This is a genomic window from Vibrio sp. G-C-1, assembly GCF_021728015.1.
Classification (GTDB): domain Bacteria; phylum Pseudomonadota; class Gammaproteobacteria; order Enterobacterales; family Vibrionaceae; genus Vibrio; species Vibrio splendidus.
The window spans coordinates 651583-673174 of sequence record NZ_JAKKCR010000001.1; the positions used below are offsets into that span (position 1 = coordinate 651583).

A 21592-nucleotide genomic window follows, 5' to 3' on the forward strand; every position below is an offset into this window, starting at 1 on the left:
CAAGATAACTAACAATCACAAGGAGAGTGATGTGAAAATAGCGATATTGGATGACTACCAGAACGTTGTTAAAGACCTCGATTGTTACCGAAAACTCGAACAACACGATGTCTCGGTATTTACCGAGACTTACTCGGAGCAAGAGCTCGTCGCTAAGTTGGTCTCGTTTGAAGCCATTGTGCTCATTCGTGAAAGAACCGAGATCACCGAATCTCTGTTATCGCAGCTCCCAAACCTCAAGCTCATTAGCCAGACGGGCAAAGTGAGTAATCATATCGACCCACAAATGTGCGAACGATTTGGTGTTACTGTGTTAGAAGGCCGAGGCTCGCCAGTTGCACCCTCTGAATTATGCTGGGCGTTGATTATGGCTGCATCGCGCCACATTCTCACTTATGCTTCAAACCTCAAACAGAGCCAATGGCAAGATTCAGGCTCACTCGGCTTAGGCAGAACATTAAAGGGCCTAAAGCTAGGCATTTGGGGCTATGGAAAGATAGGACGTTGCATCGCGCAATATGCCCAAGTATTTGGAATGGACGTGATGGTGTGGGGAAGCCAAACCTCAAGAGAGCAAGCGCTGGAAGACGGTTTTGAAGCAGCAGAAAACAAACACGCGTTTTTCAGTGACGTAGATGTACTCTCGTTGCACCTACGCTTGAATGACGCCACTAGAGGTTGCGTAACTGCTGAGGATTTGACCTTAATGAAGCCAGACTCACTGTTCGTGAACATCAGTCGTTCAGAGTTGGTTGAGCAAGGCGCTTTATACCGAGAGTTGAGTCTGGCACCAAGCAAACGAGCGGCGATTGATGTTTTTGAAGTAGAGCCCGCTACACCAGAGACTGAACCTCTTTTAGCCTTACCAAACGTCACTGCGACACCGCATTTAGGCTATGTTGAACAAAATAGCTACGAACTCTACTTCGATATCGCCTTCGACAACATTCTGTACTGTCAAAGGGATGGCATATAGCGATAGAATCTGCCCAAAGCAATAAAAAGGTAGAGAAGTATGAGCTTAACAATCAGAGAAGTCGCGGTAGAAGATGCACAAGGCATTATTGATGTATTGAATCCAATCATTATCGAAGCGCGTTATACGATCTTGGATCAGACTTTTACTGTTGATGAAGAAAAGGGATTCATTGAGTCGTTCCCAAAACGTGGTGTGTTTAGCGTTGCAGTCAACGAAACGACCAACCAGTTACTTGGTTTTCAGAATGTCGAACCATTTGCTACTTACACCAAGGCCTTTGACCATGTTGGTATTATTGGTACTTATGTTGATGCAAATAGCCGTGGGCAGGGCGTTGCAAAACAGTTGTTCGATTACACATTCAAATCAGCCAAAGCCAAAGGTTACGAAAAGCTGTTCGCCTATGTAAGAGCAGACAACGAGCGCGCGTTAGCGGTATACCTTAAGCAAGGTTTTGAAATCGTCGGAACGGCTAAAAAACACGGTAAGATTGGCGAACAGTACTTTGACGAGATCCTTATCGAGAAGTTTTTATAGGCTCGCTTAAACATTAGATAATTCATCGTATGCAGGAGGCAAGATGACAAAGCTAATCGAATTAACAGAAATAGTCTTATTCGACTGGGGCAATACGCTGATGGTCGATTTCCCAGACGCACAAGGGAAGATGTGTGACTGGGAAACCGTACAAGAAGTGAGTGGTGCTCGTGCATTACTGGCTGAAATCTCCAAAAATCATCAAGTCTACGTTGCCACCAATGCTGGTGATTCCAGTAAAGACGACATCATTCGTGCCTTTGAGCGTGTTGGCCTGTCTCAATATATCTTGGGTTACTTTTGTAAGGCGAGCATTGGCTTTTCTAAGTTCGAGTCGGGGTTCTATCCTGCCATTATTTCTAAGCTCGGTGTTTCACCACAAGACATCACCATGGTAGGCGACACCTTAGAGAAAGACATTTACCCAGCACTTGAAGCGGGTTTGCAAGCGGTGTGGTTGAACACGGAAGGAGTTGATCTTAAGTCACAGCACCCGCGTATCGTGCAAGTTCAATCCCTAAGCGAACTGTTGGAGAAGCGCCATGGATGACCATTCAGAGATCTGGCGTCAGTATTACCAAAAGGCACTAAGCAAACCTCATTTAAAGAGAATTGAATTCGCAATCAAACTGAATGAATCAGGCTTAAATGTTGCGATTGATTGTGGTTGTGGAACAGGTAGTGACATAGCCTTTTTAGAACAACAAGCGTATCAAGTGTATGGCTTCGACGTTAATCCTGATTCGATTGCTATATGTCGGGATCGTTTTGGTCGCAAATCTTTGGTCGAAATATCTGAAAGTGGATTTGAACACTATGATTACCCGAAATCTGGCGTAGTGATTGCCAATTCGAGTCTGTTTTTTGCTGACCCAACGTGTTTTGACGAGGTTTGGCATAATATTGAAAACTGCCTTGAAGTGGGGGGCGTATTTGCGGGTGATTTCATGGGCGTCGATGACAGTTGGGCACATGGCTATCGAACCCCAACAACGCCGTTAACGAAAACCAAAGTACTCAGCTTATTCAACGACTTTGAGATAGTACGATTCCATGAGCGAGACGAACAAGCACTCACGTCGCTGGGTAGGGTGAAGCATTGGCACACTTACTCGGTCGTTGCGATTAAGCGTCGTTAAAAGTCAGTAACTAAAACTCATTCGAATGCTTGTCCGTTTTGACGCCAACCTCTCACCTCTTTGTTAATTAATCCTCTAAGCTAACTCTAGTTTCTACTATGAGGGCTAGGTTATGAGTATCGAACGTCATGGAATATCGGTTGGAATTGAACGTGTTAGCGGTGAAACCATTGTTGTGTTCAAAGCGAAAGGCAAACTCACACACGATGACTATCAAGCAATGATGCCAATTCTAAATACCACGCTAGAAGAGCTTGATTCATCTGAACTCAAGATGCTGGTCGACATCTCCACCTTAACGGGCTGGGAGCTACGTGCTGCTTGGGATGATTTTAAACTGGGATTAGAACTCAATTCGAAGATAGACAAAATCGCGATTTATGGTGATAAAAGCTGGCAAGAATTCGCTTCAAAAGTAGGGGGTTGGTTTGTGTCCGGTGAGATTAAGTCATTCGAAGAACACGACTCTGCGCTTAAGTGGTTGGTCGATTGATAATATTCGCGGATAGCTAGAGAGCAATCCGTAAACATCGCAATGACAGTTGATGAGCATAGTCTCGAACGCTGTCATTTTTCGTTTTGGTTATGATATTTCCGATTCGATTCAATTCAATTCAATAGAGTATATTCATTGCAGCGTGTAACATACCCAGGCTTTGTTTGGTCGTGGCTAATAGCGCGGCCAGATTCAGTAATAACGAGAACTAAAACAGAAATAAGGTCTAAGAACATGAATAAGGTAATTGATAAGCTGGCTTGGATATTCATCAAAGACGGCAAGCTGTTGATGGTGAGATCAAAAGGCAAAGAACTGTTCTATCTACCGGGTGGTAAGCGTGAAGCTGGCGAAAGCGATGAGCAAGCACTGGTTCGTGAAATCAAAGAAGAGATCTCAGTTGATTTAGTGACTGATTCCATCAAATACGTCGAGACGTTTACTGGCCAAGCTGATGGTAAAGCGGAAGGCGTATCAGTGCAATTGACTTGTTATCTTGCTGATTATACAGGCGAACTGTCTCCAGATGCCGAAATCGAAGAGCTTAAGTTTGTAGATGGCAACGACAGAGCGGTATGTTCATTGGCAGCACTGGTTGCGCTTGATTGGTTAGAAGCGAACCAGTATTTGGCTTAAGGTTTTAGCGGCTATTAGCTAACGCTGAAGATTGATCTTCAAAAGATCATCGCTTACGAATAGCTTGAAGGGCGGCTGTCTTTCATCAACAGGTCGAGTTTCCTTTGAGCTTTCTTCGTGTCTTGTAAATCCACCACCTCAATCATTTCACACTCATCTCGTACCATCTCATTAATCAGGCTTGGATAGTGTCGGCAATCTTCTGGTCGGTCTAAGTAAATGCTGCATGTGTACTTGGCTTGAGCCTTGGTGTCTTTCGTCGAAACCAGCTCTAGAAAAGGGCAGCGAGTTAAACGTTTGCCAGATTCAGGGTCGAACCAGATCTCGCTTCCTCGAACATATTCAAAGATGTCTGGGTTGAACAACTCCCACAAATCGATCTCTTCTTGCGTTGCGGCAAGGTCACCATCTCCGTATTTGATACAGCATTTCCCGCATTGATTACAATTTTTCATTAGTGACTTCATTGGTTGGTGAGCTTTTATCATTTTACCACTGATAGGCGTGGCACGTTGACTTTGTTGTTCATGGTTAAACTGTTTCGAAAAGGGAGCCTAAAATAGAAGTACTTAATATTACTTTAACTACCTAACACCACTCCAAACAAGGCTGTAAACAGTGATACAATTTGCGCCTAGCAAGTTATTAAAACAAGGCATAAAAATGAGAACCGTATACACCACCGAAGGCGACATCAACGCAAAGAAACAGAAAGACGCTTACCCAAAATTGGCGCTATGTGATAACTGCGTTCGAGACTATGTGGTGATTGCTCAAGGCGAACGTACTTATAAGCCATGCGCAAAATGTGGTGCTGACGATTAATGCGCCTTGATAAATACCTATGTAAAAGCACTGAACTAACCAAGCCTGAAGCAATTGAACGCATCCATAATGGCGAGGTGAACGTAAACAGTGAGACGGTCACCGATGAATCGACTCAGGTTCATGAAAGCAACACCATCTTGTTAAATGGCACTCCGCTTAAGTTGCGAGAATTTCGATACCTCCTAATGCACAAGCCTGCGGATACTATCTGCTCTAATATCGATGAAGTTTATCCTTCACTGTTCAACTACATCGAGATAGACAAAGCATCAGAACTGCACATCGCAGGACGCTTAGATGCAGACACAACAGGCTTAGTCTTGATTACCGATGATGGGCGATGGTCATTCAACATCACTCTGCCAACCAAGTCATGTAAGAAGGTGTATCGCGTGACATTGTCACGAGATATCAAAGATGATGTCGCTGACAAGTTCAAAGCGGGCGTTAAATTGCAGGGCGAACAAAATCTGACGCGTCCGGCAGAACTCGAAGTGATTACCAGTAAAGAAGTGCTGTTGACCATTACAGAAGGTAAGTTTCATCAAGTAAAACGAATGTTTGCTGCGGTAGGAAACCGAGTTGTTGGCCTTCACCGTGAACAGATTGGTGATGTTCGTTTAGATGTTGAAGCAGGCCAGTGGCGTTATCTAACTAAAGCCGAAGTCGACTCATTTCAGCAAGACTTTGAATAAACGCCGTAACTACTTAAAGCGTTAAGCGTGTCAGCACAAGAATATCAACACTATAAGGATGTAGGATGGAAAACCTCAAAGTCTCAGAAATTAAGTCTTTCGTACCCGCGAAAGACTTCGATTTATCCAAGCGTTTTTACCAGTCAATCGGTTTCGAGCTGATGTCTGAATTTCACGATATCGCCTATCTGCGACACGGCGGTTGTGCGATCCTTCTGCAAAACTTTTATGAACCTGCGCACTGTCACAATTACATGATGCACTTGCTGGTTGAAGACGTAAAAAGTTGGTGTCAACACATCCAAAACTCTAATGTAGTGTCGGAATTTGAAGTTACCGTTTCCGAGGTTGTTGAGCAGCCTTGGGGAATGCTTGAGTTTTGTATCACTGACCCAAGTGGTGTGCTGTGGCGTGTGGCTGAAAACATCAGGTCGCGCTGATTCATCCAACTTGCATTAAGGCCAGTGAAAACTTCAAATTATCCATCTGTTTCTTTATTTATGCCGACATAAGGCAATGATCAAATAGGTTCAAACATGGATATAAAGGCTAAAATGCACAGCCAAGACGTTTACTACTGTGACGACGTTGATTTGGTTGCTGAGCAAACTCAATGCTTAGAAGTGCTATACGATTTCAACCATACTCGCCCGAGCGAAGGTGATAAACGACAGCAGATCATGAAGCAGTTGTTCGCCGAAGTCGGTGAGGGCTGCTACATTGAACCACCATTACATGCGAACTGGGGGCGTCACACGCACCTAGGTAACAACGTATACGTGAACTTCAATCTAACTCTGGTCGACGACACAGACGTATTCATCGGCGACAACGTGATGATTGCGCCTAACGTGACCATCGCCACTGGCACACATCCCATCAGCCCAGAACTCAGGCTAAAAGCAGCGCAGTTCAATGTTCCCGTTCGTATTGGTAACAACGTATGGCTTGGCGCACACACTGTCGTACTTCCCGGTGTCACTATTGGTGAAAACTCAGTAATAGGTGCAGGCAGCATCGTCACCAAAGACATCCCAGCTAACGTCGTCGCAGTCGGTAACCCATGCCGTGTGGTTCGCGAAATCAACGAACGCGACCGAGAGTATTACCACAAAGATCGCCGCATTCCTGATGAACTAAAGTAAGCGACTTTTCGCACGCCTGAAACTAGCCGTGACATAAGTCATTGTTATGCAATGACTTGGTTGTATATTGCCCGTCTATCTTAGAAACTAGACAAAATCATTCTGGAGTTAAGTGCAGAATTTTTCTGTCTGATAGCTGTTATGTGTACAGGGAGTTTCAATGAAGGGTTTTCTCAAAGGGATTTTAGCTTATCTTGTTGTGATCTCGGTAGCTCTGCTAATTTCTCGCAATTTTTTTGATTACCTATCCACAATAGACTTGGTTGACTACATTGCATATGCCGGGGTTTTACTTGTTGTATTGGCAGGCATTACATTTGATGGTAACAATCCAGCTAATCAAGACTTTTTGTCGTTAATGATTCATCGTGAACTTGTGTCCCGAACCAATGACTTCCAAGACGAAACTAATAAAGTAAGTTTTGCAGTTAATGTCGGATTGATAGGTATATTTTTACTTATTGCTAGTGGCGTAATGGCTTGGCATATTAGTAAGTAAAACATATAACAAAGCCTCTAAACCTGATTCGTAAACGCGTGCCGAACTCGCTTCGCTCAGACATGGCACACATCCACTTACAGCGTAGCTAAGTGTTATGCCTCTATCATTCTTACTGAGTAAAATTAACTATCTATACCTAGTCTTAATAGTTTGTTTAGGTTCACGGTGCCTTTCTTAACTATTTGGTAGAGTGGCATTTCAATGAGCATGGGGGTTTTGTAATGGGAACTGTAATCGGTTTGGTGATTCTAGTTGCGATAGATTGGTATCTTGTTCGTAAAACAGGGCTTCATATTCATAAATGGATCTCTAAAAAGTATGCCGCGTATCTGTCGGAGAAGGGGAACAAAAAATAGCCTTTCTAATTAAGTCATCGGTATAAAAAGCGTGATCTGCTATTCATTTACACACATTGCAAAGATTGGAGGATTCATGAAAGGTAAAGGAAAGTGCCTATGTGGCTCGGTTGAGTTGGAAGTAGAGTACGCCAGTAATGAATTGGGCGCTTGTCATTGTAGTATGTGTAGAAATTGGTCTGGCGGTCCGATGTTAGTCATTGATTGCGCTGATTCCGTCAAAATATCAGGTGAATCAAATGTAGTGAGATATAAGTCATCCGATTGGGCTGAGAGAGGGTTCTGCGGTAAATGTGGTACTCACTTGTTTTACTTTTTGGTGCCGAATAATCAGTATCACCTTCCTGTCGGTTTATTGATGTCTGGAGATGACTACAAATTAACTCATCAGATATTTATCGATGAAAAGCCCGAATACTACGAATTTAAAAATGAAACACAAAATATGACTGGCGCAGAAGTATTTGCCCACTTTGAAAGTGGAGAGTAGCACTTAGTTTTTATTAGCTTAAGACTAATTCACAACGCTCGGCATTTTTTAGTTTCGGTCGAGTTTTGTGTTTGCGGTGTAATGGTTTCGGTTAGGTGGTGCTCACGCCTAACATCCCAGCATCAACCCCCAACTTGAAGTGCCTCGAAACTCGATTATGTGAACTCCTAATAGCTGAATAGTTACTCTAATATACAATGAGTTTTCTAATGGTTCTGAGGGGGCGTAAATGACGGATATGGCAATATCAAGTTACCTTGGCTGGTTGTTACTTCTTATAGGTTGTTATCCTTTCTTGCTTGTTGGTGTCAGTATGTTTTTCTATGATGCAGAACGTAAACAAGCATTAAGGTGGTTGAACGGAGTTAGTTTTCTATTAGCTGCATTCCTTCTTTACATGCATATGCAGACAGAAGTCATCTATGGTCGGGAACTGCTCGAAGCTTGGTATCGTGATAACCCAGAAGATAGGCCTCAATAAAAAGCACATAACAAGTGTTTGTCATCCATTTCGGTATATAAAAATGATGCTAAACGATTGGCATTTCCAGCTAGAATCAACTTTAGTGTTTTCGGCACAATGGGTGAGATGAGGTGATCTCGATGTCAGCTACTTCAAGCGGCGATAACTTGTCTATCCAATTATGCCTATCCGAGTGAACCATGTTCTCTTACAAAGTGTCTGACATTTTAGATATTCAAATGTCGAGGCTCCGATGAATTTTCTCCGTAAGTATAAAATCAGTTTCCTTTTCTGCGTTAGTGGACTTTTATGTTTTATTGTTTATAACACAATAGGTTCATACGTAGATGAAAATGGTGTGTTGGTTGAGCCATTCGGGCTTATTTCTCTATTTTGGCTTTTTGAGCTACTTGCGTTGGTGGCTTTGGTTGTAACCTTCGTTAGACACAGAAAGTGTCAGTAGACAAGTAAAGCTGCGAGTAAACGAAGATGTTTCGTTATCACAAACAACTTAGGCGCGATTCGGTACGCGTGGCATTTTGGCATGCGGCGGTATTGGTGTTTCCACTCGTTTTAACTTCAGTGGGTTAGGTGTTAAATTTGAGAGCATTAGTAGCGTTGCCATCTGCTCAAGCGAGCGTTATGTTACTAACTGAATTCAACGTTTATAAAGGATGAACATGGTAGTACTTAGAGGAATGCGCCAAGACGAATATCCAGCATATTGTCAGTATTTTATTGACGATTACAGTCAAGAAATAGCTAGAAACTATGGGCATTCTTTAGACGTTGCAGTCGAATTGGCAAAGAAGGACTTGCATCGCAGCTTCCCTAACGGACTAGAGGGCAATGAGCATTCGCTATTATGCATTGATGCTGAAGTCGATGGTGAATGTAAGCTTGTGGGTTACCTATGGCACTCAGTCAATATTGGGGATAAATCTACGTTTATCTATGACTTCTTCATTTCGAATGAACATCGAGGCCTAGGTTATGGTACTCAATCAATTTCTGCGTTAGAGACCCAACTACTTGCTATTGGTATCAATCAAATAAAACTGAGGGTCGCATACCATAATGAGCGGGCGCTTAAGTTGTATAAAGAAGTTGGCTTTGAGGTTACCGGTTTCAATATGTCTAAGAAACTAAGCGGATAGCCTCAACATATCAAGCAACATACATAGACCGGCAGGTTTCATTCAAACATGGAGTGAAAATATGAAGTCAGATTTTTCAAAACTTGCGACAACCGATTACGGAAACATACTAAGTAACGACCACTTTATTAATTTTAGTATTGGTCCTCTTTGGCAGGGAATGCCGCCAATTTTTGGAGAAGCGTTTACTGTCCAGTTAACGTCTGGTGATAATTTAATGCTTCATTCAGCCATATACGAAGCACCAGAAGGTTCCATCATTGTAGTGGATGGAGTTGATAGCGAATATGCAGTAGCTGGCGGTAATGTATGCGCAGTCGCTAAGAGTCGAGGTATCAAAGGTTTTATTATTGATGGTGTCATTCGAGACTTGTGTGAAATTTCAGATATGAAGTTTCCAGTTTTTGCGAAAGGTGTTCATCCAGTACCGGGAAAGAAAGATGTCTATTCTGAATTGGGTGCTCCAATCACTTGCGGAGGAGCAAAGGTCTCTACGGGAGATATCATTGTTGCTGATGTAGAGGGTATTGTCGTTATTCCTAAATCAAGAAAAGATGAAGTGTTTCTAATGGCTTCAAAGAAAGCAAGTGACGAAGCTTCATTAACACTCGCTGAGTGGGAAACGAGTCATAGGGCTAAAATAGCCCAAGCAATAACGTCTGCGAAACGAAAATCTGAGAGCACTTTAAACTGATTCGCAATGCGCGGCATTTTGATCTTAGGCTAGCTCTGTATTTGAAGTTTACTGGTTTATCTTTAGCGCTTTGTCGTTTCTCACTGCTTAACGCTACGTCATGTACCTATGAGGTTGATTTGAACTATGAGTGATTTTATTCGTGAGGCAAGTGAACACTGGAGCCAAATCGATCCAGATATGAGTTTAGAGCTGCAATCGTTAGGCGCAACGAATCATGTCTTTCGAGTTCAATCCTCACAGACTTTTTACCTCAGAAAATATCGTGCTCGCGACGTTGTACAAATCCAGCGTGAGCATGAGCTCTTACAAAACCTTTCGAAAAATTTAAACATTATAATTGCTCCAGTTTTGACTAGAGATGACAGTACCTTTTGTAAAATTGGTGAGGATTTTTATGCTTTATTCCCTGAAGCCAAGGGTACGCTAATTGAAAAAGACGAGTTGTCTGAATTGCATGCTTATGAGTTAGGAAAAGCTCTCGCAAATTTGCATATTCAACTCGCTTCCATTACTGGGAATGATTTCCCAACAATTGCTCTCTCTTGGGATAAAAATGCTTGGGTGGGTAGGTTAGAAAAAATAATTGCGGTTATAGAAGCCAATAGTGAATTCAATACGAATGATTCGGTTCTACGAAGAGTAAAGCAACAGCGTGATTATCTCGCAAGTTCAAAAGCTATACACTCGTATACCCCTTTAACAAGCATGCAATTGATTCACGGCGACTTTCATCACTTCAACGTCTTTTTTGCTTCTAATTGCGCCGTAAGCAATGTGATCGATTGGGATCTTATACAAAACATGCCTGCTGGTTATGATGTTGCGAGAGCTTGTATGTACATCTTTAATATGGAACTTACGAGGTCATTAGTTTTGTTAAAAGGTTATCTGTCTGTTAAGCCTCTATCACGATTCGAGCTAAATGATGGGGCAAAGGCGTGGGCTGTTTATGCTGACCATCATGTCTGGGCTTTAGAAGAGGTGTTCTTAAAAAACAATACCGCAGCACAAAAATTCATACCTCAAAGTGACTTTATCCCTTTTATGGAGCAATGGTCCAAAATTGAAAGTGCCTTGTTTGAATCGGTACATAGAAATGTTTAATAATGAATCTTAACATGCGTTATTTTTAGTTGAAGCTAGTTCGGTTTGTCGATAAATGGGGAAGTCCGGTTTCGTAGTTTACAAATTAACGCATCGGCATGCTTTGGGGAGGATGTACGCAAGTCTTATTGTATAGCGCACAAGGATCGAACAGTTCCGAAAGGGTCGAGTGGGTGCTTAATTTCAAGCGGATACCTTACGATAGAATCGAGGTTAACTCTGATGAACTAACGACAACATACCTAGATATAAATCCTTTTGGTTATGTTCCATCACTCTCGGTCGATGGTTCGGTGTTTTCTGAATCAATGGCGATTGTAGAGTATCTTGAAGAGCGATTCCCTAAGCCCAACTTATTTGGTCAAGACCTTGTTGAAAAAACGCACATTCGTAGAGTTTGCGAATACGTAAACTCTAGTATTCATTCCCCTCAAAACAGAACAGTATTAAGGTTCATGCGTCCAGAGCTAGATGAGCGTTCAAAGCGTGAGCTTCGTGGGGAATGGATTATGTGCTGTCTAGAAAAGTTAAGTACGTCAATCTGTCGTGAATCAGAGTTTGCAGTAGGCAGTGACTTTAGCGTTGCTGATATATTTGTGGCTTCAATCTATAAAAAGGCGTTACAACATGGTTGTGCGAGAAATAATTTCTACGACAACCACTTGATGTATATAAGGTTAAATGAAAGCGTTGCAGTTTCAGAACCACAAACAACTTAGATGTGAATCGTGGCATGTGGTATTTCCAAAAATGTGTACGCTTAATGTTTAAGTTAGTCGGGTTTCGGCATTGTATGTGACCGACAGACCTTAACAGCATTTGCCGTAAATGAATCAAAAGGGAACTATGAAAATAACGACGCTGGTTGATAACTCTCGACTGGATAACAGGAAAGATTTAGCCGTTGAGCGCGGACTATCACTGCATATTGAAACTGAATCGCTAAAGATTTTGTTCGATATGGGAAGTGGCGATACGTTTGGTCAAAACGCACCATTACTGGGTATTGATATCAAAGATGTAGACCTCGCTGTCATATCACACAGGCATCATGATCATTGTAATGGCACCGCTGATTTTGTTGCTCATAACTCTAAAGCCAAAGTGTTTCTGAAAAATTGCGAACAGAAAAGCTATCATTTCCGGGCTTTCGGTTTCAAAAGTGATGTCGGGATCAATCCGGACTTACTAGAAAACAGCAACGAGCGGTTAGTCTTCGTTAATCGTACGACTGAGATCGCCCCAAATGTCTTTGCTATCACAGATATTAGCGTGAAACACGAACAACCTAAGGGTAATAAATACCTTTATACACAGTCGGAAAATCGACGGGAGCGCGACTCATTTGATCATGAATTACTGTTAGTGATTAAAGAGCCAGATGGTTTAGTTATATTCACGGGATGTGCGCATAGTGGCGTTCTTAATATGGTTGATACAGCGGTTACTCTGTTCCCAGGAGAGAGAATAAAAGCGGTTGTCGGGGGCTTCCATCTAGTGGGCTTACCATTGTTCAATAGTCTTGGTGGCACAAAGCAAGACATTAGAGATCTTGGATTGACGTTGTCTCAATACCCCATTGATAAACTGTATACAGGGCACTGTACAGGCAAGAAAGCTTATGACCTGTTGAAAGAAGTATTAGGCAAGCGTCTGGAAGCAATGCCGACAGGTCGGCGTATTCATGTGTAGCGTTGGTCAAACCTTAGATGGATGTTAGTTAGGTCACGATGAATAAACAAAAACTAAAGAACCTCATTCAACAAGTTCCTGAGCTAATCGAAACAGCCAACGTATGTCGTGAGGTGGGCTTGCCAAACTTCTATATTGCAGGCGGTGCTATCACTCAAATCATCTGGAATGATATCGAAAACAAACCGCTTCTAGAACAAGTCAAAGACTTCGATGTTGTCTATTTCAATAGTACCTCAGCTCTCACCGAAGATGAGTTCAAAAACCGCATTCGTTCGCGGTTAAGTCATTGTGTCGACGTGGACGTAAAGAACCAAGCGACCATTCATGAGCATTACGCTAAGAAGTTCGGTTGCTTCATTCAACCATACGATCGTGTTGAACAAGGTATCGAGTCTTGGCTCTCTGCATTTGCTATCGGGTTTACTTTGGATGATTCAGGCGGCATCAAGTTGTTTGCCCCATACGGTGTAGAGGACGCTTTTGATATGCTGATTAAGCCGAATAAGCGAGCAATGACAGAAGTAAATTACAACAAAATGACCACTGGCTATAAGGTTCGATGGCAGCAAGTAAAAGTGCTTCCTTGGAATTGATCTATAAAGCTTTGTGGGATCGTTCTTAACATTGGGTATTTAATTCAGTTTGACGTCATTGCTAAATTTGAATCTAGTCTCAGCATTGTTAGTGACTTAGTTGTACGTTATGTGATTTGGAAACAACGAGGTCTGGTTTATGAAATACGCTCCAATTAAAGATGAAATTACGTTTGATGATTTCGCAAAATTAGATATTCGTGTCGGCTTAATCGTAAAGGTTTCTGAAGTCGCTAAATCAGATAAGCTGATGAAACTCACCGTCGACTTTGGCGATCATCAGCGATCAATCTTGGCTGGCATTAAACAAGAGCGAGAAAACCCGAAAGAAATCGAAGGCAAGCAAGCTTTGTTTGTTGTGAACTTGCCTGAAAGAAAGATGGCGGGTGAAGTGTCTCAAGGGATGTTGTTTGATATTGGTTATGAAGACAAATTAAATCCGTGTTTAGCTTGTCCTGAAACCGAAATGCCTAATGGTGCTCGAGCTGGGTAACGTACACATAAACGTGAACAATAATGTAAGGCGGCATAACGCGTATCTTAACTTAAAGCGAACATCATAGATGGAACTCAATACAGGGAACAAGAGATGATAGCTGGCACGCCGAGAGACTATAGCGAAGACATGTATAACGCGTATCTTAACTTAAAGCGAACATCATAGATGGAACTCAATACAGGGAACAAGAGATGATAGCTGGCACGCCGAGAGACTATAGCGAAGACATGTATAACGTTTATTTTGAAGTTGGAGAGTGGGAAGGAACGGCTCTCAGCATACTTGAGTTGTTTGTGGGTCAGTCACCGTCAACGTCTATTTCACATTTGGAGTTTGGGTATGAACTTGCGATGCCTATCCAATGTGTACCAGATCTCGTGAGGCTTTTGACTGAGAAAAATATCGCTATTTATCAGATCGTACGTGGTAACAAAATACTAGAGTCATAAAGATATTGGTCGAAGTAGAACAGTGAATTAATCGAGATTGATTCGTTATACATGGTACTTATCGTTGAAGGTTGGATTTCTTTCTTAAGGAGTTTTAAGTGAGTCAGGAAGTAAGAGTAGGTGTAGCTGCGGTTATTCTATGTGAAGGACGAGTACTACTTGGAGAACGAATTGGTTCTCATGGGGCTCATACGTGGGCAACGCCGGGCGGACACCTTGAGTGGGGTAAAAGTATCGAAGAGTGTGCCAAACGCGAAACACTCGAAGAGACTGGCTTAGTTGTTAGTGAATTTGAGAAGCTGACTTTTACCAATGATATTTTTGAGAAAGAGAACAAGCACTATATTACGCTGTTTGTTGTTGCTTCTGACGCTAGCGGCGAACCGCAGGTGACAGAACCTGATAAATGTAAGCAATGGAAATGGTTTAAGCTAGATGAGTTACCTGAGCCATTGTTTCTTCCTCTGACGAATCTGTTGAGCGATCCGGTCATCCTTGGGAAGCTAGCGCAGTAAACGCGAATGATTGGAGGGCACATCAATGAGAGCACCTTTTCAAGTTTTAGTCTTTCCCTACAAAACAGTCGATAACAAATCTCGATTTTTAATCGCACGCAGAAGGGACAATGGTGTTTGGCAGGCAATATCGGGTGGTGGCGAAGACAATGAATCATTACTTGAAGCAGCAAAACGAGAGCTCTCTGAAGAGACTCAACTAGTCGGTTGTAATTGGCAGTTGCTCGATTCAATGTGCATGCTTCCAAAAGTCTTTTATGCAGGGAATCATTATTGGACTGAGCATCCATTCGTCATTCCTGAGCATTCCTTCTCAGTTAAAGTGACGGAAGATCCTCAATTATCAAATGAACATACAGATTATCGTTGGTGTGACTACCAAGAAGCTATTGAACTTCTAACATATGACTCGAACAGAAACGCGCTTTGGGAGATCAATGAAAGGCTTTACAAAGCTAGCTAAAGTACACAGATTAATTAACTCTATATTAGAGTGGAAATCCTGATTAGATTCTTACTAATCTCTCGCTATTTAGTGAATAGGTAAATCATGACATTACGAGTAGTTCCAGAGCTTTATTGTTTCGATATTAATGTGAGCAAATCCTTCTTTGTCGATGTGTTGGGGTTTGAAGTGAAATACGATCGCCCAGATGAAGAGTTTGCTTATCTAACGCTCGATGGTGTTGATGTGATGCTTGAAGGGATTGCGGGCAAAAGTCGAAAATGGCTTTCAGGTGATCTGGAGTTTCCGTTAGGGCGTGGTGTTAACTTCCAATGGGATGTTATCGATATCGAACCACTTTATCAGAGAGTTAACGAAAGCGCCGCTGATTCTATTTACTTAGCGTTAGAGTCGAAGTCTTATCAATGTGGTGATTCGATCGCGACTCAGAAGCAGTTCATCGTTCAAACTCCTGACGGTTATCTCTTTAGGTTCTGCCAAGATATTCATTAAGTCATGACCTTGTGGTTGGATACCAAATACTGGTCTTTGCTCGGCACTATTAACTGAGTACTAAGGTTGCATTGCTCACGCCCCGATAATGCGTTATACAAATAGTGCGATTAAGAATGAATGAGGATATGCAGTGACCCATTTACCAGACGAAAGCCAAAAACGATTCATAGCGATTTTAAGCAAAAAGATGGATTTAGGAAGAACATTGAACGTGCTAGGGCACCTGAGCGTTGGCCTATCTAACCTATTAGAAGGTGACGAGACTTACTACGTTGACTATGAAGACTTGGATGGCAATGTTCACCCAAACCTATCTCACTATCCTTTCATCGTGCTGAAAGCAGACAACTCAAATAAGCTTAGAAAAGTGCGTGAAGAAGCCTTTAGCCGCGGTATTAAATTTACCGATTTTACGAGCTCAATGATCGAAGGTGGTTCTGCTGAACAGCAGCAACGAACCAAAGAAATCAAAGAAGAAGATCTTGAGTATCTTGGTGTATGCCTGTTTGGTGACACGGAAATCCTACGTGAGTTTACAAAGAAGTTTAGCTTGTATAAGTAAATGTCCGTATTACCTATAAATTAATAACACTATTAATGCTTAGTCTTCGAGATCAAACTTAGATTTGGTGCTTTGGTCTGAAGCATTTATGTAGTTATTGCTTTCGGCTTATTAAGAGTCTGAACAAGAGTTTTAATTGAGCTCACAAATTAAGACTGTATGTATGTACATACCTTTCTTTTGATATATCATCCCTCGATTTTTCAATCATTGAGTCATAAAATGACGAATCATTTAGAACCAGGCATTAAAGATCTAGTCGAAGACTTCCAATCCAATGGTAAACCTTGTCCATCACTCCAAACCATCGAAGAGCGACGTACTGGCTATATTGGCAGTACCGTTTTAGCAGGGAAGAGTCCTAAAATAGAACACGAATTCTTAGATGCATTAAATGGTGTGCAGATAAAAGTTTATAAGCCTACGACCGAATCGAATCTACCTATCACAGTGTACTTCCACGGTGGTTGCTTTATCAGCGGTGGCTTTGAAACACATGATGTTCAATTAAGACAGATTGCCCTTCAATCTAACTCAATTGTTATTTGCATCAAATATAGACTGGCACCTGAGCATACATATCCAGCGGCGCACGACGATGTGTATCAAGCTGTACTTGGTATCAAGGAGTTTGGTCGCAAATATGGTGGCAATATCGAACAAATGGCGTTTGTTGGTGATAGTGCCGGTGGGCAATTAGCGTTGGCGACAACATTGAGACTAAAAAAGTATGAGTCTTGGTTACCGAGCCAGCAAATTCTTATCTATCCGATGCTAGATCCTAAAGGAAGTTCACGCAGTTACGTGGAAAATGGCACAAACTATATTATAACGGCAAACATGTTGCTTTCCGGCTTCGAGTTATACACAAATAATAAATCTAATTCATTCAATGAACCTGAACTCAACCTTTTGAACTGTGATTTTAACGGACTGCCAACGACAACCATCATCACTGCCGAGTTCGATCCATTACGTGACGAAGGCGAACAGCTCTATATGTTAATGGTGTCGCAAGGTGTTGATGCTAGTTGCCAGCGCTATTCGGGTGTAATCCATGGTTTCTTTCAGTTATCGGGTGTTAGTCAATCCGCAAAGCATTGTGTTGAGTTAATTTCCAAAAAATTGATGCCTCGAAATTAAAATTATAGATAGTACAATTAGTTAGGGTTAATCTGGGCGCTGTGTATATCTCAATTAGCGCCAGATAGACCTTATTTAAGACTCAATTATTATAAGACAATCGGTTAATCTATAGATAGGAAGTCAATGGAATACCAATTAGATATCGAGCCCTCCGATGAAGACATTAATGAAGTCCGAGGCGGGTTAATCAAACACAACACACCGTTTCTGGAAGGGATACCCAAGTCTCAAGTTGCGTACTACGCGATGGTGGAAGGCAACAAAGTTGGTGGTATTGTCGCTGATCTTTGGGGAAACTGGTTACTGATTAAGTTTCTCTGGGTCGATGATTCGATGAGAGGAAAGCAAGTCGGTAGTGCGTTGCTTGAACTTATTGAAGAGTATGCGAAGTCTCAAGGCTGTACGTCGTCACTGATCGATACATTAAGTTTCCAAGCTAAGCCTTTCTATGAGAAACGAGGGTATGAATGCCAGATGGTGTTAGAAAATTACCCTGTAGATTCCTCGCTATCGTTTCTCACCAAGTCGCTCGTCAAAAAGTAGCAAATAAAGACCCCGTATATACAAGGAGAGTAGAGTGGTCAACATTCGGGAAATGGCAATTTCAGACTACGACTCAGTGATCGCGTTGTGGTGCCAGACCGAAGGCATGAGTATTCGCGATGCCGATTCGAAAGAAAGTATTGGGAGCTATTTAGATCGTAACCCCGGTCTGAGTTTTGTGGCTGAAAATAACAACGAGATCATTGGTGCTGTGTTGGTCGGAACGGATGGACGTCGTGGGTATTTACAACACTTAGCTGTCTCGGCCAACTTCAGAGGGCAAAAGTTAGGTTGTAAGCTTGTTGCAGAGGCGGTCAACGCCCTTGCAGGGTTAGGCATCCCGAAGACCCACTTGTTTGTCTATAACGACAACATCAACGCTCAACAGTTTTACGAAAAATTGGGCTGGTTTCCTCGAGATGAAGTTCGAATGTACTCGTTTAATAGCTCGGATAATAGTAACGTTTAGCCTTAAAGGTTCGCGCTGGCTGAGCTTGAATTTGTAACAGATTCGCGCCCATCTTTCCAATATCAAAACAATCCTTGGAGTATTTAGAAATGTTGTTTTCTAGTCTGTCTAAACCATCGGTTCATGGCTCCGAGTTATGTTCTGAGCTGCTCAATTTCTTCACCGAGCATAAGAGTGATTTCGAAGAAAAGTTAATCCCAGACCTGTCATACATCGATGATATGGCACATGTGGTGAACGGTATCAAAATCAAAGACGTTCTACACATCAATGCGAATCAATACCGACTTCAATATTCGTTTGATTGGGAGTTGTTTCTAGGTTGTTCAGATAGGAACGAAACCGGTGTAGAGAATGGAAGTGTTCTATTCACTCTTGAGGACGATAACGTTCTTAATATCAACTTCCCAAACTACGGTTCTCGAGACACTAGCGATGAGCTTTAGTCGGTTTTTCATGCGTGTTATACAGAAGGAACAACAATGATAACTATCGAAAGGCTTGAAGAACCCCATGTGGCGTCAGTTCAGGCCATCCAACTCGCCGATGAACAGGTTAAGTTCGCTGGTACAGCTGCGGAGTTTTTATTAGACGGCAGTGAAACGACGCACTTGCACGTGATTAAGTCTGATAACGAAGTTGTGGGTTTCTTTAAGCTGGATATCGCTTACGCAGATCACTACGAATTCTGCCCTGAAGGAAGCATTGGCTTAAGAGCCTTTGTTGTTGATAAAAACCAGCAAGGTAAAGGTTTAGGAGCTGGCACGGTCAAAGGTTTGTTTCCATATTTAAAAGCGAATTACTCAGCGTATGAGTCGATTTACTTAACCGTGAATTGCAAAAATCCCGCAGCATTCAACTGTTATAAGAAAGGCGGCTTCGAAGATACCAATCAACAGTATCTAGGTGGCGCAGCAGGCCCGCAATTTATCATGCGCGGTCAAATTGCTTAGTAATATGAAACTGACTAATTGTTGATGAGAAATACCTGCACAGCTGTATGCAGATTGAGAGTCTTAAAGAACACGAAAAGGAAATTTGATGAAAGTTCAATATCTTGAAGTGGTTACCCCAGAAGTCGATGTTGTTTGTGCAACATACGCTCAGCTCTACAACGTGAAGTTCAGTGGTGCAGATGTGAACCTTGGTGGGGCGCGCACTGCAAAGCTATCTAATGGTGGGGTCATTGGCATTCGAGCACCACTTCGTGAAACTGAAGGACCAACTGTTCGTCATTACACGCTGGTTGAGGATATTCAGTCTGCAGTAAATGCAGCCGAGAAATTAGGCGCCGAAGTTGCGTTGCCGCCAATGGAGTTACCACGTCACGGCATGTGCGCCATTGTTATTCAAGGTGGCGTCGAACTGGGATTCTGGCAATTATAAATGATGTATACCTTTTAGATTGTGAAGGACGAGATACTACGATTTATGATGAGACACCTAGTGTCTTTGCCTGCTTCATGGCATCATTCCACGCAGCTAAAACCCCAACAAGGTATGTTATGAAACAGAATATTGTCCACATTGCACTCGTGGTAAAAGACTACGATGAAGCGCTTGATTTCTATGTAAACAAGCTTAAGTTTGATCTCATCGAAGATACGTATCTACCAGAAGAAGATAAACGCTGGGTTGTTGTTGCTCCACCAAATTCAACCGGTGTGAGCCTGTTACTTGCTAGAGCTTCTAAGCCAGAGCAACACGATTTCATCGGCAACCAAGCTGGTGGACGCGTATTCCTATTCTTAAACACCGATGATTTCTGGCGTGATTACGAACGAATGACGTCTTTGGGCATCAACTTTGTCCGAGAGCCTAAAGAGCAAGGCTACGGCACCGTTGCTGTGTTTGAAGATCTTTACGGTAACTTGTGGGATCTGCTTCAGTTAAACCCTGAACACCCTATGGCTAACAGGTAGAAAAGCTTAACCCACAACCATAATTCTAGTCATACGGATTGGCAGGAGCGACATGGAAGTCACAAGGTATCAACCCAAGTATTTAACCGCTTTACAGGCGCTCTATCTAGAATCAAGACAGGACACCTTTCATTGGGCTGATGCCGACGCTTTTGAGTTATCCGATTTCGAATTAGATACAGAAGGTGAGCAGATATGGGTGGCTGTTTCTGGCGACAAGGTTTTAGGTTTTGCCTCTGTTTGGGAACCTGAGAGTTTCATCCATCACCTCTATGTTTGCCCGCGAACGCTACGTTCTGGAGTCGGCTCTGCTTTAATCAATACCTGCAAACAACATTACTCTGGTCTGATATTGAAGTGTTTGACTGCCAATGAAAATGCGATTGGCTTTTATCAGTCGCAAGGCTTTGTTATCTCGTCCACAGAGGGAGAGGGATTAGAGCGTTATCACTTAATGACGTACCAAGCTTGGTAATAATAAGCTTAGTAATAATAATCATGGCAATCACAAGCGCTGCAATTACAACAAGGGTCATCAAGTCGGGAGTTAAACCGAGAATATGGAAATAAAACAGCTTTCAGCGACGGAGGTACTTCCGGTTAGGCATCAAGTGCTTTGGCCTGATAAACCGATGCCGTTTTGTATGGTGCCAGATGACGAACAAGCAACGCATTACGGCGCGTTTGTTGGTGAGCAGTTGGTTTGTGTCGCGTCTATCTATATCCAAGGCCATGAAGCGAGGCTGAGAAAGTTTGCCACGCTGCCTGATTTCCAAGGGCAGGGAATAGGTTCAAACGTGATTGAGCATGTAATCTCTAACCTCAAAGATTTAAACATCCAATATTTTTGGTGCGATGCGCGTACAACGGCTTTAGGTTTTTATCAAAAGTTTGGGATGGCTGTAGAAGGCTCTGAATTTGAAAAATCGGGTGTTGCGTATTACAAAATGTCGGTTCATTGGGAGTAACGCTTCTCTTTCGTGAGGTTAACCCTCCGCACCGCTAAATCACAAC

The 21592-nt window shown here is 42.4% G+C and carries 37 protein-coding genes; 36 read left to right on the forward strand and 1 reads right to left on the reverse strand.

The window, feature by feature from the left end; translation table 11 throughout:
- The first annotated feature begins 31 nt into the window (after nucleotides 1-31).
- The 6 genes from L3V36_RS02875 (at nucleotide 32) to L3V36_RS02900 (ending at nucleotide 3787) form a co-directional block, all read left to right on the forward strand.
- Complete coding sequence (locus L3V36_RS02875) at nucleotides 32-976, forward strand: D-2-hydroxyacid dehydrogenase family protein (RefSeq protein ID WP_102447905.1); 945 nt, start codon at nucleotides 32-34, stop codon at nucleotides 974-976.
- 39 nt (nucleotides 977-1015) lie between these two features.
- Nucleotides 1016-1516 (forward strand): GNAT family N-acetyltransferase, encoded by a 501-nt coding sequence (locus L3V36_RS02880; protein WP_065681870.1) that lies wholly within the window; start codon nucleotides 1016-1018, stop codon nucleotides 1514-1516.
- A gap of 43 nt (nucleotides 1517-1559) precedes the next feature.
- Complete coding sequence (locus L3V36_RS02885) at nucleotides 1560-2066, forward strand: HAD family hydrolase (protein ID WP_102447904.1); 507 nt, start codon at nucleotides 1560-1562, stop codon at nucleotides 2064-2066.
- The gene (locus L3V36_RS02890; protein ID WP_102447903.1) at nucleotides 2059-2655 is read left to right on the forward strand and encodes a class I SAM-dependent methyltransferase; all 597 of its coding nucleotides are present in this window, start codon (nucleotides 2059-2061) and stop codon (nucleotides 2653-2655) included. The genes L3V36_RS02885 and L3V36_RS02890 overlap by 8 nt, the downstream gene beginning before the upstream one ends.
- A 112-nt stretch (nucleotides 2656-2767) precedes the next feature.
- Nucleotides 2768-3148 carry an STAS/SEC14 domain-containing protein gene (locus tag L3V36_RS02895; protein WP_102447902.1) on the forward strand — a complete coding sequence of 127 codons (381 nt, stop codon included), beginning with the start codon at nucleotides 2768-2770 and terminating at the stop codon, nucleotides 3146-3148.
- Between the two features lie 237 nt (nucleotides 3149-3385).
- Nucleotides 3386-3787, forward strand: coding sequence for an NUDIX domain-containing protein (locus tag L3V36_RS02900; protein WP_029406108.1), 402 nt, complete (start codon nucleotides 3386-3388; stop codon nucleotides 3785-3787).
- Nucleotides 3788-3840: 53 nt separating this feature from the next.
- Here the strand turns inward: L3V36_RS02900 and L3V36_RS02905 are convergent, their stop codons facing one another.
- A complete protein-coding gene (locus L3V36_RS02905) occupies nucleotides 3841-4242 on the reverse strand; it encodes a YkgJ family cysteine cluster protein (RefSeq protein ID WP_102447901.1) in 402 nt (133 codons plus the stop codon).
- A gap of 208 nt (nucleotides 4243-4450) precedes the next feature.
- Between L3V36_RS02905 and L3V36_RS02910 the strand changes: the two genes are divergently transcribed.
- The 30 genes from L3V36_RS02910 to L3V36_RS03050 all read left to right on the forward strand — a co-directional run bounded on the left by L3V36_RS02910 (nucleotide 4451) and on the right by L3V36_RS03050 (nucleotide 21546).
- Nucleotides 4451-4612 carry a hypothetical protein gene (locus L3V36_RS02910; RefSeq protein ID WP_012604036.1) on the forward strand — a complete coding sequence of 54 codons (162 nt, stop codon included), beginning with the start codon at nucleotides 4451-4453 and terminating at the stop codon, nucleotides 4610-4612.
- Nucleotides 4612-5310 carry a pseudouridine synthase gene (locus L3V36_RS02915; protein WP_102447900.1) on the forward strand — a complete coding sequence of 233 codons (699 nt, stop codon included), beginning with the start codon at nucleotides 4612-4614 and terminating at the stop codon, nucleotides 5308-5310. The genes L3V36_RS02910 and L3V36_RS02915 overlap by 1 nt, the downstream gene beginning before the upstream one ends.
- 65 nt (nucleotides 5311-5375) lie before the next feature.
- Nucleotides 5376-5750 (forward strand): VOC family protein, encoded by a 375-nt coding sequence (locus L3V36_RS02920; protein WP_102447899.1) that lies wholly within the window; start codon nucleotides 5376-5378, stop codon nucleotides 5748-5750.
- 96 nt (nucleotides 5751-5846) lie between these two features.
- Nucleotides 5847-6455 (forward strand): sugar O-acetyltransferase, encoded by a 609-nt coding sequence (locus L3V36_RS02925; protein WP_048664954.1) that lies wholly within the window; start codon nucleotides 5847-5849, stop codon nucleotides 6453-6455.
- Between the two features lie 160 nt (nucleotides 6456-6615).
- Nucleotides 6616-6954, forward strand: a complete 339-nt coding sequence (locus L3V36_RS02930) for a hypothetical protein (RefSeq protein ID WP_017090233.1) — start codon at nucleotides 6616-6618, stop codon at nucleotides 6952-6954.
- A gap of 224 nt (nucleotides 6955-7178) precedes the next feature.
- Nucleotides 7179-7313, forward strand: a complete 135-nt coding sequence (locus L3V36_RS23855) for a hypothetical protein (protein ID WP_086049349.1) — start codon at nucleotides 7179-7181, stop codon at nucleotides 7311-7313.
- Between the two features lie 76 nt (nucleotides 7314-7389).
- Nucleotides 7390-7803 (forward strand): GFA family protein, encoded by a 414-nt coding sequence (locus tag L3V36_RS02935; protein ID WP_004733889.1) that lies wholly within the window; start codon nucleotides 7390-7392, stop codon nucleotides 7801-7803.
- A gap of 229 nt (nucleotides 7804-8032) precedes the next feature.
- Nucleotides 8033-8284, forward strand: coding sequence for a hypothetical protein (locus L3V36_RS02940; protein WP_004733888.1), 252 nt, complete (start codon nucleotides 8033-8035; stop codon nucleotides 8282-8284).
- A gap of 235 nt (nucleotides 8285-8519) precedes the next feature.
- Nucleotides 8520-8729, forward strand: coding sequence for a DUF3955 domain-containing protein (locus tag L3V36_RS02945; RefSeq protein WP_102447898.1), 210 nt, complete (start codon nucleotides 8520-8522; stop codon nucleotides 8727-8729).
- A gap of 217 nt (nucleotides 8730-8946) precedes the next feature.
- A complete protein-coding gene (locus L3V36_RS02950) occupies nucleotides 8947-9423 on the forward strand; it encodes a GNAT family N-acetyltransferase (protein WP_054546367.1) in 477 nt (158 codons plus the stop codon).
- Nucleotides 9424-9484: 61 nt separating this feature from the next.
- On the forward strand, nucleotides 9485-10117 hold the full coding sequence (locus tag L3V36_RS02955; protein ID WP_102447897.1) for an RraA family protein: 633 nt from the start codon (nucleotides 9485-9487) through the stop codon (nucleotides 10115-10117).
- A gap of 126 nt (nucleotides 10118-10243) precedes the next feature.
- Nucleotides 10244-11224 (forward strand): phosphotransferase, encoded by a 981-nt coding sequence (locus L3V36_RS02960; protein WP_102447896.1) that lies wholly within the window; start codon nucleotides 10244-10246, stop codon nucleotides 11222-11224.
- A gap of 98 nt (nucleotides 11225-11322) precedes the next feature.
- Nucleotides 11323-11943, forward strand: a complete 621-nt coding sequence (locus L3V36_RS02965) for a glutathione S-transferase N-terminal domain-containing protein (protein ID WP_102447895.1) — start codon at nucleotides 11323-11325, stop codon at nucleotides 11941-11943.
- A gap of 127 nt (nucleotides 11944-12070) precedes the next feature.
- Nucleotides 12071-12916, forward strand: coding sequence for an MBL fold metallo-hydrolase (locus tag L3V36_RS02970; protein WP_102447894.1), 846 nt, complete (start codon nucleotides 12071-12073; stop codon nucleotides 12914-12916).
- 38 nt (nucleotides 12917-12954) lie between these two features.
- Nucleotides 12955-13512 carry a nucleotidyltransferase family protein gene (locus L3V36_RS02975; protein WP_102447893.1) on the forward strand — a complete coding sequence of 186 codons (558 nt, stop codon included), beginning with the start codon at nucleotides 12955-12957 and terminating at the stop codon, nucleotides 13510-13512.
- A 139-nt stretch (nucleotides 13513-13651) separates the two neighbouring features.
- Nucleotides 13652-14005 carry a tRNA-binding protein gene (locus tag L3V36_RS02980; protein ID WP_017087128.1) on the forward strand — a complete coding sequence of 118 codons (354 nt, stop codon included), beginning with the start codon at nucleotides 13652-13654 and terminating at the stop codon, nucleotides 14003-14005.
- Nucleotides 14006-14202: 197 nt separating this feature from the next.
- On the forward strand, nucleotides 14203-14460 hold the full coding sequence (locus L3V36_RS02985; RefSeq protein WP_102447892.1) for a hypothetical protein: 258 nt from the start codon (nucleotides 14203-14205) through the stop codon (nucleotides 14458-14460).
- A gap of 98 nt (nucleotides 14461-14558) precedes the next feature.
- On the forward strand, nucleotides 14559-14975 hold the full coding sequence (locus tag L3V36_RS02990; RefSeq protein ID WP_102447891.1) for an NUDIX hydrolase: 417 nt from the start codon (nucleotides 14559-14561) through the stop codon (nucleotides 14973-14975).
- A 25-nt stretch (nucleotides 14976-15000) separates the two neighbouring features.
- Nucleotides 15001-15438, forward strand: coding sequence for an NUDIX pyrophosphatase (locus L3V36_RS02995; protein WP_004733877.1), 438 nt, complete (start codon nucleotides 15001-15003; stop codon nucleotides 15436-15438).
- Nucleotides 15439-15525: 87 nt separating this feature from the next.
- Complete coding sequence (locus L3V36_RS03000) at nucleotides 15526-15933, forward strand: VOC family protein (protein WP_017083593.1); 408 nt, start codon at nucleotides 15526-15528, stop codon at nucleotides 15931-15933.
- Nucleotides 15934-16066: 133 nt separating this feature from the next.
- Nucleotides 16067-16498: a DUF2000 domain-containing protein gene (locus L3V36_RS03005; RefSeq protein WP_102447890.1), complete on the forward strand. Its 432-nt coding sequence runs from the start codon at nucleotides 16067-16069 to the stop codon at nucleotides 16496-16498.
- Nucleotides 16499-16720: 222 nt separating this feature from the next.
- Nucleotides 16721-17641 carry an alpha/beta hydrolase gene (locus L3V36_RS03010; protein ID WP_208774281.1) on the forward strand — a complete coding sequence of 307 codons (921 nt, stop codon included), beginning with the start codon at nucleotides 16721-16723 and terminating at the stop codon, nucleotides 17639-17641.
- Nucleotides 17642-17767: 126 nt separating this feature from the next.
- Nucleotides 17768-18187, forward strand: coding sequence for a GNAT family N-acetyltransferase (locus tag L3V36_RS03015; protein WP_102447888.1), 420 nt, complete (start codon nucleotides 17768-17770; stop codon nucleotides 18185-18187).
- 34 nt (nucleotides 18188-18221) lie between these two features.
- Nucleotides 18222-18656 carry a GNAT family N-acetyltransferase gene (locus L3V36_RS03020; RefSeq protein WP_017080552.1) on the forward strand — a complete coding sequence of 145 codons (435 nt, stop codon included), beginning with the start codon at nucleotides 18222-18224 and terminating at the stop codon, nucleotides 18654-18656.
- A gap of 89 nt (nucleotides 18657-18745) precedes the next feature.
- Nucleotides 18746-19102, forward strand: coding sequence for a hypothetical protein (locus L3V36_RS03025; protein ID WP_065675216.1), 357 nt, complete (start codon nucleotides 18746-18748; stop codon nucleotides 19100-19102).
- Between the two features lie 36 nt (nucleotides 19103-19138).
- Nucleotides 19139-19609, forward strand: coding sequence for a GNAT family N-acetyltransferase (locus L3V36_RS03030; RefSeq protein WP_102447887.1), 471 nt, complete (start codon nucleotides 19139-19141; stop codon nucleotides 19607-19609).
- Between the two features lie 88 nt (nucleotides 19610-19697).
- Nucleotides 19698-20042: a hydroxylase gene (locus L3V36_RS03035; protein WP_102447886.1), complete on the forward strand. Its 345-nt coding sequence runs from the start codon at nucleotides 19698-19700 to the stop codon at nucleotides 20040-20042.
- Between the two features lie 119 nt (nucleotides 20043-20161).
- Complete coding sequence (locus L3V36_RS03040; RefSeq protein ID WP_009846821.1) at nucleotides 20162-20578, forward strand: VOC family protein; 417 nt, start codon at nucleotides 20162-20164, stop codon at nucleotides 20576-20578.
- A 52-nt stretch (nucleotides 20579-20630) separates the two neighbouring features.
- Nucleotides 20631-21053, forward strand: a complete 423-nt coding sequence (locus tag L3V36_RS03045) for a GNAT family N-acetyltransferase (RefSeq protein WP_102447885.1) — start codon at nucleotides 20631-20633, stop codon at nucleotides 21051-21053.
- A gap of 85 nt (nucleotides 21054-21138) precedes the next feature.
- Nucleotides 21139-21546 (forward strand): GNAT family N-acetyltransferase, encoded by a 408-nt coding sequence (locus tag L3V36_RS03050; RefSeq protein ID WP_102447884.1) that lies wholly within the window; start codon nucleotides 21139-21141, stop codon nucleotides 21544-21546.
- Nucleotides 21547-21592: the final 46 nt, after the last annotated feature.

Coding starts and splice junctions, on each gene's coding strand:
- L3V36_RS02880 (WP_065681870.1), top strand. CDS start 1,016: ATGAGCTTAACAATCAGAGAAGTCGCGGTAGAAGATGCACAAGGCATT.
- L3V36_RS02885 (WP_102447904.1), top strand. CDS start 1,560: ATGACAAAGCTAATCGAATTAACAGAAATAGTCTTATTCGACTGGGGC.
- L3V36_RS02890 (WP_102447903.1), top strand. CDS start 2,059: ATGGATGACCATTCAGAGATCTGGCGTCAGTATTACCAAAAGGCACTA.
- L3V36_RS02895 (WP_102447902.1), top strand. CDS start 2,768: ATGAGTATCGAACGTCATGGAATATCGGTTGGAATTGAACGTGTTAGC.
- L3V36_RS02900 (WP_029406108.1), top strand. CDS start 3,386: ATGAATAAGGTAATTGATAAGCTGGCTTGGATATTCATCAAAGACGGC.
- L3V36_RS02905 (WP_102447901.1), bottom strand. CDS start 4,242: ATGAAAAATTGTAATCAATGCGGGAAATGCTGTATCAAATACGGAGAT.
- L3V36_RS02910 (WP_012604036.1), top strand. CDS start 4,451: ATGAGAACCGTATACACCACCGAAGGCGACATCAACGCAAAGAAACAG.
- L3V36_RS02915 (WP_102447900.1), top strand. CDS start 4,612: ATGCGCCTTGATAAATACCTATGTAAAAGCACTGAACTAACCAAGCCT.
- L3V36_RS02920 (WP_102447899.1), top strand. CDS start 5,376: ATGGAAAACCTCAAAGTCTCAGAAATTAAGTCTTTCGTACCCGCGAAA.
- L3V36_RS02925 (WP_048664954.1), top strand. CDS start 5,847: ATGGATATAAAGGCTAAAATGCACAGCCAAGACGTTTACTACTGTGAC.
- L3V36_RS02930 (WP_017090233.1), top strand. CDS start 6,616: ATGAAGGGTTTTCTCAAAGGGATTTTAGCTTATCTTGTTGTGATCTCG.
- L3V36_RS23855 (WP_086049349.1), top strand. CDS start 7,179: ATGGGAACTGTAATCGGTTTGGTGATTCTAGTTGCGATAGATTGGTAT.
- L3V36_RS02935 (WP_004733889.1), top strand. CDS start 7,390: ATGAAAGGTAAAGGAAAGTGCCTATGTGGCTCGGTTGAGTTGGAAGTA.
- L3V36_RS02940 (WP_004733888.1), top strand. CDS start 8,033: ATGACGGATATGGCAATATCAAGTTACCTTGGCTGGTTGTTACTTCTT.
- L3V36_RS02945 (WP_102447898.1), top strand. CDS start 8,520: ATGAATTTTCTCCGTAAGTATAAAATCAGTTTCCTTTTCTGCGTTAGT.
- L3V36_RS02950 (WP_054546367.1), top strand. CDS start 8,947: ATGGTAGTACTTAGAGGAATGCGCCAAGACGAATATCCAGCATATTGT.
- L3V36_RS02955 (WP_102447897.1), top strand. CDS start 9,485: ATGAAGTCAGATTTTTCAAAACTTGCGACAACCGATTACGGAAACATA.
- L3V36_RS02960 (WP_102447896.1), top strand. CDS start 10,244: ATGAGTGATTTTATTCGTGAGGCAAGTGAACACTGGAGCCAAATCGAT.
- L3V36_RS02965 (WP_102447895.1), top strand. CDS start 11,323: ATGCTTTGGGGAGGATGTACGCAAGTCTTATTGTATAGCGCACAAGGA.
- L3V36_RS02970 (WP_102447894.1), top strand. CDS start 12,071: ATGAAAATAACGACGCTGGTTGATAACTCTCGACTGGATAACAGGAAA.
- L3V36_RS02975 (WP_102447893.1), top strand. CDS start 12,955: ATGAATAAACAAAAACTAAAGAACCTCATTCAACAAGTTCCTGAGCTA.
- L3V36_RS02980 (WP_017087128.1), top strand. CDS start 13,652: ATGAAATACGCTCCAATTAAAGATGAAATTACGTTTGATGATTTCGCA.
- L3V36_RS02985 (WP_102447892.1), top strand. CDS start 14,203: ATGATAGCTGGCACGCCGAGAGACTATAGCGAAGACATGTATAACGTT.
- L3V36_RS02995 (WP_004733877.1), top strand. CDS start 15,001: ATGAGAGCACCTTTTCAAGTTTTAGTCTTTCCCTACAAAACAGTCGAT.
- L3V36_RS03000 (WP_017083593.1), top strand. CDS start 15,526: ATGACATTACGAGTAGTTCCAGAGCTTTATTGTTTCGATATTAATGTG.
- L3V36_RS03010 (WP_208774281.1), top strand. CDS start 16,721: ATGACGAATCATTTAGAACCAGGCATTAAAGATCTAGTCGAAGACTTC.
- L3V36_RS03015 (WP_102447888.1), top strand. CDS start 17,768: ATGGAATACCAATTAGATATCGAGCCCTCCGATGAAGACATTAATGAA.
- L3V36_RS03025 (WP_065675216.1), top strand. CDS start 18,746: ATGTTGTTTTCTAGTCTGTCTAAACCATCGGTTCATGGCTCCGAGTTA.
- L3V36_RS03030 (WP_102447887.1), top strand. CDS start 19,139: ATGATAACTATCGAAAGGCTTGAAGAACCCCATGTGGCGTCAGTTCAG.
- L3V36_RS03035 (WP_102447886.1), top strand. CDS start 19,698: ATGAAAGTTCAATATCTTGAAGTGGTTACCCCAGAAGTCGATGTTGTT.
- L3V36_RS03040 (WP_009846821.1), top strand. CDS start 20,162: ATGAAACAGAATATTGTCCACATTGCACTCGTGGTAAAAGACTACGAT.
- L3V36_RS03045 (WP_102447885.1), top strand. CDS start 20,631: ATGGAAGTCACAAGGTATCAACCCAAGTATTTAACCGCTTTACAGGCG.
- L3V36_RS03050 (WP_102447884.1), top strand. CDS start 21,139: ATGGAAATAAAACAGCTTTCAGCGACGGAGGTACTTCCGGTTAGGCAT.